The 9,041-nt window shown below is 61.4% G+C and carries 13 protein-coding genes; 12 read left to right on the plus strand and 1 reads right to left on the minus strand.

All coding sequences use genetic code 11. From position 1 onward, the window contains the following. Positions 1-10 precede the first annotated feature (10 nt). The 9 genes from nifE to KI610_RS09195 all read left to right on the plus strand — a co-directional run bounded on the left by nifE (position 11) and on the right by KI610_RS09195 (position 5,522). On the plus strand, positions 11-1,411 hold the full coding sequence (gene nifE, locus KI610_RS09155) for a nitrogenase iron-molybdenum cofactor biosynthesis protein NifE (protein ID WP_226498338.1): 1,401 nt from the start codon (positions 11-13) through the stop codon (positions 1,409-1,411). 9 nt (positions 1,412-1,420) lie between these two features. After that, entirely contained in the window at positions 1,421-2,824 is a 1,404-nt protein-coding gene (gene nifN, locus KI610_RS09160; RefSeq protein ID WP_226498339.1) for a nitrogenase iron-molybdenum cofactor biosynthesis protein NifN, read from the plus strand. A gap of 16 nt (positions 2,825-2,840) precedes the next feature. Next, the gene (locus KI610_RS09165; RefSeq protein WP_226498340.1) at positions 2,841-3,266 is read left to right on the plus strand and encodes a NifB/NifX family molybdenum-iron cluster-binding protein; all 426 of its coding nucleotides are present in this window, start codon (positions 2,841-2,843) and stop codon (positions 3,264-3,266) included. An 8-nt stretch (positions 3,267-3,274) separates the two neighbouring features. Next, entirely contained in the window at positions 3,275-3,730 is a 456-nt protein-coding gene (locus tag KI610_RS09170; protein ID WP_226498341.1) for a SoxR reducing system RseC family protein, read from the plus strand. Further along, positions 3,723-4,184: a NifX-associated nitrogen fixation protein gene (locus KI610_RS09175; RefSeq protein WP_226404798.1), complete on the plus strand. Its 462-nt coding sequence runs from the start codon at positions 3,723-3,725 to the stop codon at positions 4,182-4,184. The genes KI610_RS09170 and KI610_RS09175 overlap by 8 nt, the downstream gene beginning before the upstream one ends. 14 nt (positions 4,185-4,198) lie before the next feature. Further along, positions 4,199-4,417: a CCE_0567 family metalloprotein gene (locus tag KI610_RS09180; protein ID WP_226498342.1), complete on the plus strand. Its 219-nt coding sequence runs from the start codon at positions 4,199-4,201 to the stop codon at positions 4,415-4,417. Beyond that, positions 4,414-4,683: a ferredoxin III, nif-specific gene (fdxB, locus tag KI610_RS09185; protein ID WP_226404802.1), complete on the plus strand. Its 270-nt coding sequence runs from the start codon at positions 4,414-4,416 to the stop codon at positions 4,681-4,683. Before KI610_RS09180 ends, fdxB begins: the two co-directional genes overlap by 4 nt. A 71-nt stretch (positions 4,684-4,754) precedes the next feature. Continuing rightward, positions 4,755-5,102, plus strand: coding sequence for a hypothetical protein (locus KI610_RS09190; protein WP_226498343.1), 348 nt, complete (start codon positions 4,755-4,757; stop codon positions 5,100-5,102). Between the two features lie 3 nt (positions 5,103-5,105). Next, on the plus strand, positions 5,106-5,522 hold the full coding sequence (locus tag KI610_RS09195) for a hypothetical protein (RefSeq protein ID WP_226498344.1): 417 nt from the start codon (positions 5,106-5,108) through the stop codon (positions 5,520-5,522). Here the strand turns inward: KI610_RS09195 and KI610_RS09200 are convergent. Beyond that, positions 5,449-5,985: a hypothetical protein gene (locus KI610_RS09200; RefSeq protein ID WP_226498345.1), complete on the minus strand. Its 537-nt coding sequence runs from the start codon at positions 5,983-5,985 to the stop codon at positions 5,449-5,451. The genes KI610_RS09195 and KI610_RS09200 overlap by 74 nt on opposite strands. Positions 5,986-6,298: 313 nt before the next feature. On the opposite strand from KI610_RS09200, the gene KI610_RS09205 reads away from it, so the two are divergent. The 3 genes from KI610_RS09205 to nifS all read left to right on the plus strand — a co-directional run bounded on the left by KI610_RS09205 (position 6,299) and on the right by nifS (position 8,821). Continuing rightward, positions 6,299-6,622 (plus strand): HesB/IscA family protein, encoded by a 324-nt coding sequence (locus KI610_RS09205; protein WP_226404810.1) that lies wholly within the window; start codon positions 6,299-6,301, stop codon positions 6,620-6,622. Between the two features lie 12 nt (positions 6,623-6,634). Next, a complete protein-coding gene (nifU, locus tag KI610_RS09210; protein ID WP_226498346.1) occupies positions 6,635-7,531 on the plus strand; it encodes a Fe-S cluster assembly protein NifU in 897 nt (298 codons plus the stop codon). An 81-nt stretch (positions 7,532-7,612) separates the two neighbouring features. Then, positions 7,613-8,821, plus strand: coding sequence for a cysteine desulfurase NifS (nifS, locus tag KI610_RS09215; protein WP_226498347.1), 1,209 nt, complete (start codon positions 7,613-7,615; stop codon positions 8,819-8,821). The last annotated feature ends 220 nt before the right edge of the window (positions 8,822-9,041 follow it).

The raw sequence follows: 9,041 nt of genomic DNA on the forward strand, positions 1-9,041 counted from the left end.
GGAGAACAGCATGAAAGCCAGCGAAATCCAGGCCTTGCTCGACGAGCCAGCCTGTACCCATAACACCAAGGAAAAGTCCGGCTGCGCCAAGCCCAAGCCTGGTGCCACGGCGGGCGGCTGTTCCTTCGACGGCGCGCAGATTGCGCTGCTGCCGATTGCTGACGTTGCCCACATCGTGCATGGGCCGATTGCCTGTGCCGGTTCCTCGTGGGACAACCGCGGCACGCGCTCTTCCGGCGTGACCCTGTACAAGATCGGCATGACCACCGACCTGTCGGAAACCGACGTGGTCATGGGGCGCGGCGAGAAGCGGCTGTTTCATGCCATCAAGCAGGCCATCGATAGCTATTCGCCGAAAGCGGTCTTCATTTACAACACCTGCGTCACCGCCCTGATCGGCGATGATGTCGGCGCCGTCTGCAAAGCGGCGACCGAACGCTGGGGCACCCCGGTCGTCCCGGTCGATGCTGCCGGCTTCTACGGCACCAAGAATCTCGGCAACCGGCTGGCCGGCGAAGCGATGTTCAAGCACGTCATCGGCACCGCCGAACCGGCGCCCGTCGTGCCACGCGCCGACGGCCTGCCGACCTATGACGTCAACCTGATCGGCGAATACAACATTGCCGGCGAATTCTGGCATGTCGCGCCGCTCTTCGACGAGCTCGGCCTGCGCATTCTCTGCACGCTGTCCGGCGACTCGCGCTTCCATGAAGTGCAGACCATGCACCGCGCCAAGGTGAATATGGTGGTCTGCGCCAAGGCGCTGCTCAACGTCGCCCGCAAGATGCAGGACACCTTCGGTCAACCCTTCTTCGAAGGCAGTTTCTACGGTGTCCAGGATGTCTCCAACGCGCTGCGCGATTTCGCCCGGCTGATCGGCGACCCGGATCTGACGGCGCGCACCGAGGTGGTCATCGCCCGCGAGGAAGCCAAGGCCCATGCCGCACTCGAACCCTGGCGTGCCCGCCTCAAGGACAAGCGCGTGCTGCTCTACACCGGCGGCGTCAAATCGTGGTCCATCGTCTCGGCCCTGCAGGATCTGGGCATGAAGGTGGTGGCGACCGGCACCAAGAAATCGACCGAAGAGGACAAGGCGCGCATCCGCGAACTGATGGGCGAGGACACCAAGATGATCGACGACGGCAGCCCGAAGGCGCTGTTGTCGACCTATCACGAGTACAAGGCCGACATCCTGATTGCCGGCGGGCGCAATCTCTACACGGCGCTCAAGGCACGAATTCCCTTCCTCGACATCAACCAGGAACGCGAATTCGGCTACGCCGGTTACGCCGGCATGAGCGAACTGGCCCGCCAACTGGCGCTGTCGATGGAAAGCCCGGTCTGGGCTGCCGTGCGCAAGCCGGCACCGTGGGCCAAGCAAAGCGGTCCCGGCACCGTGCTGGCCGCTTAAGGAAAAACCATGGCTGAAATCATCCACTCCAAGAAAGCGCTGGCGGTCAATCCGCTCAAGGTCAGCCAGACCATCGGCGCCTCGCTGGCTTTCCTCGGTCTCAACCGCAGCCTGCCGCTGATGCATGGTTCGCAGGGCTGCACGGCCTTCGGCAAGGTGTTCTTCGTCCGCCACTTCCGCGAGCCGATCCCCTTGCAGACGACGGCGATGGATCAGGTGTCGAGCATCATGGGTGCCGACGACAACGTCATCGAGGCGCTACGCACGCTGTCCGACAAGAGCAAGCCGGACATCATCGGTCTCGTGACGACCGGCCTGTCGGAAACGCAGGGCACCGACATTCGCCGCTGTGTCGGCGATTTCCGCCGGGCCCACCCGGAATTTGACCATGTCGCCGTGGTCCCAGTGAATACGCCGGATTACGTCGGCTGTCTGGAAAGCGGTTACGCGCTGGCCATCGAGGCGCTGATCGAAACATTGGTGCCGGAAAGCGCCTGCGTTGGCAAGCGGCCCAAGCAGGTCAATGTGCTGGCCTCGGCCATGCTGACGCCGGGCGATATCGAGGCGATCAAGGACTGGGTCGAAGCCTTTGGCCTGCGTGCCATCGTCGTTCCGGATATTGGCGATTCGCTCGATGGCCATCTGACCGAAGCCGAGACTTCATCGCTGACCATCGGCGGCACGCCGCGTTCGGAAATCGAGATCATGGGCGAGTCGGCCGCGACCCTTGTGGTCGGCCCCTCTCTGCTCAAGGCGGCGAACATCCTGAAGACGCGCACCGGTGTGCCCGATTACCGTTTCGATGGTCTGATGGGCCTCGACGACTGCGACGCTTTCACCCAGGCGCTGGCCGAGATTTCCGGCAAGCCGGTGCCCGAGAAGATCGAACGCCATCGCGCCCAGTTGCAGGACGCCATGGTGGACAGCCATTTCATGATCGGCTTCGCCCGCGTTGCGCTGGCCGGCGACCCCGATCTGGTCGGCATGCAGGTGCGTTTCCTGACCAGCATGGGGGCCGAGATTGTCAGCGCCGTTGCCACGCACAAGCATGAAAGCCTGGCTGGACTGCCCATCGCCAAGGTCATCGTCGGTGACCTTGAGGATATGGAAAAAGAGGCCGTGCTGGGTGGCGCGCAACTGATCGTCGCCAATTCACATGCCGCCGACACCGCTTCGCGGCTGGGCTTGCCGCTGCTTCGGGCCGGCTTTCCGCAATACGACCATGTGGGCGGTTACGCCCGCACCTGGGTGGGCTACCGCGGTACGCGGCAAGCCTTGTTCGATCTAGCCAACCTCATGCTGGGACAACACCATGAACTCGCACCCTATCGATCAATCTACTGGGCCGACGACCGCGATGGCGTCAGCAAACAACATGTCATCTCGTCGGCTGCAGCTGGTCTGGTCCATTAGGCAGGAGCCGGACGCCATGATCAAGGTCGCTTTTGCTTCCACTGACCGGACGCGGGTCAATCAGCACTTCGGTTCGGCCGAGGGCTTCGTGATCTACGAAGTGACGCCGGATAAGGCAACGCTGGTCGGTGTTGCCGAATTCGCCGAAGAGGCGATGGATGGCAACGAGGACAAGCTCGGCGCCAAGGTCGATTTCCTCGAAGGCTGCGCCGGGGTCTACGTCATGGCGATTGGCGCTTCGGCGATCAAGAAGCTGCTGGCCAAGGGCATCCAGCCGATCCGCGTCGATGAGGTTGACACGGTCGACGAGCTTTTGGGGCAAATTTCGAAAGCAATGAGCGAAGGCGGTGTGGTCTGGATTGACCGCGCCATCGCCGCCCAGGCCAAGGCCAAGGAAGAGAATCGCTTCGCTTCCATGGAAGAGGAAGGGTGGGAAGGATGAGCGCCAACATGATCGAACACCGCGGCATCGTCCAGAGTGTCGAGGCGGGCAAGGCCATCGTCGCCATGGAAACGGCTGGCTGTTCGTCCTGCGGGCAGGGCAGCAGTTGCGGCATCGGCAAAATGGCCAGCGGCCGTCCGGCTACCTTGCTGACCCTGCCGGTTTCCGGCGACATCAAGGCCGGCGACATGGTGATGATCGCGCTTCCGGCCAGTCGCCTGACTTTCTCGGCCTTGCTCGGCTATCTCTTCCCGGCCTTCGCCATGATTTTCGGCGCCTGGCTCGGTTCGCTGCTCGATGGCAGCGATGGCGCTACCGCCCTCGGCGCCATTGCCGGCTTTCTCGGCGCCCTGGCGGTGGCGCGCATCGCCATCGGCCTGGTGCCCGGCCTCATGCCGGCGCCACAACTCATTCCGGTTTCCAACCAATCCAACCCATTTCCCAAGGAGTATGACCATGACTGAAGCCATTGCTGCTGATCCCATCTTCGAAACCGATTTCGTCAAGGAGATGGCCCGCCAGATGCGCGCGCTCGATACCTACGGCACCTACGCCGGCTGGACGGTCGAAAAGATCCTCGATCCCTACATCCTGACCAAGGAACGCAAGGCCAACATCCCGATGATCGGTGATCCGGACGACGAGACCATCTCGCGCGTCAAGGCCTTCTACAACGCCATCGCCGTGCTCATCGAAAAGGAATGCAAGCTGCTCGCCGTGCCGCTCGTGCACCTGACCCACGAAGGTTTCGGCCGCGCCATCATCACCGTCGGCAAGCTGGTTGCTGTCGAAAAGACCCTGCGTGACGTGCATCGCTTCGGCTTCCCGAGCCTGTCCAAGATGAAGGATGACGCCGACAAGATGCTCGGTATCGCGCTGGAACGTATCGGTCAGTATCCGAACGTCGCCGGGCTGTAAGGGCAGGGGGCAACATGACTGACGAAGAACTGGCCGCCCTCGACAAGGAAGTCAAGAAGCTCAAGCGGATTGCTTCCGAGTGGGCTTCGCAGATGCACGACCTCGTGGAAGACCGCCTGCCGGCGGGCTTTCACGAGATTCCCGCGCTTTCCCAATCCACCTACGATGCCTGCCAGGCGTGGGCCGATGCCAGTGCCCGACTCGCAGCAGCGCAGAAAGGACAACCAGCATGATCACCGGACTCACCAAGGGCGGCACCGAATGGACGCCGCAATTCGCCACCAGCCTCGATCAGGCCAAGTGCATCGGCTGCGGCCGCTGCTACAAGGTCTGCCCGCGCAATGTGCTCGATCTCGTTGAGCGAGAGCTGGATGACGACGATGATGACGAAGACGACAACATGATGGTCATGTCGCTGGCCAATCCGGCTGACTGCATCGGTTGTGGCTCCTGCGGACGTGTTTGTCCGAAGGACTGCTACACCTACGCACCGGCCTGAAGCACAAAGCTCTGTCATTTCCGCGCCTGCGGGAATGGCAGAGATGTGCACACGCTCTCGATACCTCGACCATGACAGCAAGCTTGCCCGATAACGCCACCGGCGAAGCCGTCTGCGCCGCCTTGCGTGCTCAGGTGGAAAAGCTCGGCCTGTCGATCGGTGACGAGCCGGTGTGGGCCGATGTCGTGTTCGAGGAAGAGACCGACCCGTATTCGCAGGAGGTCAGCGTGCTGGCCTATTGGCGCGGCAAGGCCCGTTTCGGCAAGGCGACCTTCTTTCCCGACGGCCGCATTTTTGCCGAGTACCAGGTGCTGCTGGCGCACCCTGCCAAAGCCGATTTCTACGTCGATACCGTTGAAATCTGGGGCCGACCGGAGAAATTTCGCGGCGATGCGGTCCTGGCGGAATACGCGAAGTAGGCCATGAGCGTTTCGCCCCGCTTATTGTTCATTCACAAGCATGGGACCAGCGGCCGTGTCCGCTTTCTCTGCCTGAGTTCAGGCGTTGTCGCCTTCAAGCCATTGCCGACATTGTCGGCGCTGCGCGATGAAGATTTTTCACCGACCGTCCAGTTTCATCCGACGGCGGTTGTTCGCGAAGCCGAGGTGCACCTCGGGTTGGCCGAGGGTGCAGTCGAGCCGGTGGCTGATTTTCAGGCTTGGGTCGATACGCCGGAGGGCGATGTGCCCGTTCTGCTCGCCGCTTTTGCCAGCATTGACCCACCTTTCGCGGCGGCTGACCGGATCCATGGCCGTTTCATCGCAATTACCGAGTCGCGCCAGCTAAGCGAAGTCGAACGAAATCTGCTGCGCCGTGCGTACGAGCACGTCCTGGGATAATTTGTTCGGTGGCGTCGAGTAGGGCCTGGCGGTGCGCTTTCCGGTGCGCGGCGAGGCCGGCCGGGGTGTAGCCCTGAAGGACGACGCCGGGTGGCATGATGCTGCCGCCCCGCTGTTCGGCGGCGGCGAGGATCAGCGGCGTCGACAATCCCTTGCCACGATGTTCCGCTGAAATCCACAGGTAGGAGCCGGCATAGAAGCCGACGATGCGACCCACCCTGAAAAGCGCCGTGGTGAATCCTTCGCGGGCATGGCGGATGGTGTAGCCCGAGTTGCGTAGCGAGCTGCTCGGTAAATGCGTAGACCACGCCTGGGCGGCCAGCTTGGCCAGGATGTCTGCCGCTTCGTCATCGGTCACGCGCAGGGTGTCCGACGGCCGGTCGATGCCGGGGCCGGCGAAATCCAGGAAGCTTCTCTGCCAGGGGGCGGTCATGTTGTTGTAGGTCGTCGTTGATCTGAACACCAATTAGCACGGACCGTACCTGTCATCGTCCGGAAACGCTTCCAGGGCGGCCCTTGCCGGATGCTGGGCGCGGAGAATGCCGCAGCGCCTTGCTTTCGGCAAGTGATGGAGCAGTGAAAACGGGTTTTGGTTCCCGGTTTTGCCACGCACCGTCGGCTTCGAGTGGGGTATCTGTCAGGGATTGTAGTGAACCTGACAAGGCGGTTTTGGCTTTCGGATTGAGCCAAGCCGCTGAAAATTAAGTGTTTATATTTTTATTTCTGTCGTGGCACGGCCCTTGCAAGATCAGGTCATCTACTCTGGGAGAATCGCCATGATCAATCTGACCCCCGCTGCCATTAAGGCTGTTCAACGTTTTATCCGCGGTTCTGAAACACCTGTGCTCGGGCTGCGCCTGACCATTTCCGGTGGCGGTTGCTCCGGCCTGCAATACGGCATGAAGCTCGAAACCGAGAAGGCTGAAGACGACTGGGAACTGGAAGTCGAAGGCGTCAAGGTGCTGGTCGATGCAATGACCATGCCGATGATCGACAACGTCACCGTCGATTTCGTCGATACGCTGACCCATACCGGTTTCAAGTTCGACAATCCCAACGCCAGCGCCCAGTGTTCCTGCGGCTCTTCGTTCTCGGTCTAAGGAGCAATAGTCATGTGGGAATATTCAGACAAGGTTCGCGAACACTTCTTTAACCCGCGCAATTCCGGCCCGCTGGAAGAAGCGAACGGTATCGGTGACGTCGGTTCCATCCAGTGCGGCGACGCGCTGCGCCTGATGCTCAAGGTCGAGCCGGAAACCGAGGTCATTCTCGACGCGCATTTCCAGACCTTTGGTTGCGGCTCCGCCATCGCCTCGTCGTCGGCTTTGACCGAAATGGTCAAGGGCATGACGCTGGATCAGGCGCTCGAAGTCTCCAACCAGAACATCGCCGATTACCTCGACGGTCTGCCGCCGGAAAAGATGCACTGTTCGGTCATGGGCCGCGAAGCCCTGCAGGCCGCCATCGCCAACTACCGTGGCGAAGAGTGGTCCGATGACCACGAGGAAGGCGCGCTGATCTGCAAGTGTTTCGCCATCGACGCCGTGATGATCGAGGACGTGGTCAAAGCTAACAACCTCAACACGGTCGAGGAAGTGACCTTCTACACCAAGGCCGGCGGCGGTTGTGCTGCTTGCCACGAAGGTATTGAAGAAATTCTGGCCAAGGTCATGTCCGAGCGTGCCGGTCCGGGCGAAGTCTCGCCGCCGCCCGCTTGCCCGGCGACGCCGGAAGCGCCGAAGCCGCCGGCCAAGAAGCTGTCGATTGTCGAGAAGATTGCCAAGATCCAGGAAGTGCTCGAATCGGTTCGCCCGATGCTCCAGCGCGATCACGGCGATGTCGAACTGGCCGACGTCCAGGGCAAGAAGATCTATGTGCACCTCAAGGGCGCCTGCTCCGGTTGCATGATGGAAGCAGCCACCCTCGGCGGCATCCAGCAGAAGATGATCGAAACACTGGGCGAGTTGGTCCAGGTGCTGCCGTCGTCGCACATGCCCGTAGAGGCCTGATCGAGACTGCTACGGTCAACCGGAAAAAACGGCCAAATTCGAAATCATCCCAACCTCAACAGAGAACCCGAGGACTGCGCCATGAAACCGATCTATCTGGACAACAACGCCACGACGCGGGTCGATCCCGCTGTGGTCGAAGCCATGCTGCCGTTCTTCACGGAGCATTTCGGCAACGCCTCGTCGATTCACGCCTTTGGCAGTGAAGTCGGCAAGGCGCTGAAGAAGGCCCGCAGTCAGGTTCAGGCGCTGCTCGGCGCCGAGCATGACTCGGAAATCATCTTTACGTCGTGTGGCACCGAATCCGACTCGACCGCCATCCTCTCCGCCCTCAAGGCACAGCCGGAACGCAACACGGTGATCACCACCAACGTCGAGCATCCGGCCATCCTGACGCTTTGCGACTGGCTCGAGAAGGAAGGCTACATTGTTCACAAGCTGAAAGTGGACAAGAAGGGCCGTATCGACCTGGACGAGTACCGTTCGCTGCTCCATGACCGCGTCGCCATCGTCTCGGCGATGTGGGCCAACAACGAGACAGGCACCATCTTCCCGGTCGTCGAGATGGCCGAAATGGCCGCTGCCAAGGGCATCATGTTCCACACCGATGCCGTGCAGGCTGTCGGCAAGATTCCCATCGATCTCAAGAACACCAAGATCGACATGCTCTCTCTGTCCGGTCACAAATTGCACGCCCCGAAGGGCATCGGCGTACTTTACCTGCGTCGCGGCTGCCGCTTCCGTCCGCTGCTCCGTGGCGGTCATCAGGAACGCGGTCGTCGTGCTGGCACCGAGAACTCGGCGTCCATCGTCGGCCTCGGCATGGCCTGCGAACTGGCCATGCAGAAAATGGAATTCGAAAACACCGAAGTCCGCCGCCTGCGCGACAAGCTGGAGACGGGGCTGCTCAGCCAGATCACGCATTGCTTCCCGACCGGTGATGTATCCAATCGTCTGCCCAACACCAGCAATATCGCCTTTGAATACATCGAGGGTGAAGGCATTCTGATGCTGCTCAACAAGGTTGGCATTGCCGGCAGCTCAGGCTCGGCCTGTACCTCCGGCTCGCTCGAACCATCGCACGTCATGCGCGCCATGGGCATCCCCTACACCGCCGCGCACGGCACGATCCGCTTCTCGCTGTCGGTCTACAACACCGAAGAAGAAATCGATCGCGTCATTGCCGCCGTGCCGCCCATCGTCGCCCAACTGCGCAAACTTTCGCCGTACTGGACCGACAAGGGCCCGGCCACCAACCCCGAAGCCGCCTTCGCCCCGACTTACGCCTGACGGCAGCTCCGGTCGTAGGCAGGGGATTGACGCGAAGACGAGCCGAGGGCAGTGCGATTCGCACGCCAAGGTGAAGTCGACAAAATCAGGCCCCTGCCTGCGGCTGGAGGAACCTCTCTCTCTGCAGCAACCTCGGTTAGCCCCGGAAGAAATTCCGGGGCTCTTTTTTTCCATAGCTGCTCGTCTTGAACATAGTCAGCAACAGACGCTTTGATATACT

This window comes from Ferribacterium limneticum (genome assembly GCF_020510565.1).
GTDB classification, from domain to species: Bacteria; Pseudomonadota; Gammaproteobacteria; order Burkholderiales; family Rhodocyclaceae; genus Azonexus; species Azonexus limneticus_B.

Excerpts from the sequence above, each read along its gene's own strand:
- nifE (WP_226498338.1), top strand. The coding sequence starts at position 11 with ATGAAAGCCAGCGAAATCCAGGCCTTGCTCGACGAGCCAGCCTGTACC.
- nifN (WP_226498339.1), top strand. The coding sequence starts at position 1,421 with ATGGCTGAAATCATCCACTCCAAGAAAGCGCTGGCGGTCAATCCGCTC.
- KI610_RS09165 (WP_226498340.1), top strand. The coding sequence starts at position 2,841 with ATGATCAAGGTCGCTTTTGCTTCCACTGACCGGACGCGGGTCAATCAG.
- KI610_RS09170 (WP_226498341.1), top strand. The coding sequence starts at position 3,275 with ATGATCGAACACCGCGGCATCGTCCAGAGTGTCGAGGCGGGCAAGGCC.
- KI610_RS09175 (WP_226404798.1), top strand. The coding sequence starts at position 3,723 with ATGACTGAAGCCATTGCTGCTGATCCCATCTTCGAAACCGATTTCGTC.
- KI610_RS09180 (WP_226498342.1), top strand. The coding sequence starts at position 4,199 with ATGACTGACGAAGAACTGGCCGCCCTCGACAAGGAAGTCAAGAAGCTC.
- fdxB (WP_226404802.1), top strand. The coding sequence starts at position 4,414 with ATGATCACCGGACTCACCAAGGGCGGCACCGAATGGACGCCGCAATTC.
- KI610_RS09190 (WP_226498343.1), top strand. The coding sequence starts at position 4,755 with ATGACAGCAAGCTTGCCCGATAACGCCACCGGCGAAGCCGTCTGCGCC.
- KI610_RS09195 (WP_226498344.1), top strand. The coding sequence starts at position 5,106 with ATGAGCGTTTCGCCCCGCTTATTGTTCATTCACAAGCATGGGACCAGC.
- KI610_RS09205 (WP_226404810.1), top strand. The coding sequence starts at position 6,299 with ATGATCAATCTGACCCCCGCTGCCATTAAGGCTGTTCAACGTTTTATC.
- nifU (WP_226498346.1), top strand. The coding sequence starts at position 6,635 with ATGTGGGAATATTCAGACAAGGTTCGCGAACACTTCTTTAACCCGCGC.
- nifS (WP_226498347.1), top strand. The coding sequence starts at position 7,613 with ATGAAACCGATCTATCTGGACAACAACGCCACGACGCGGGTCGATCCC.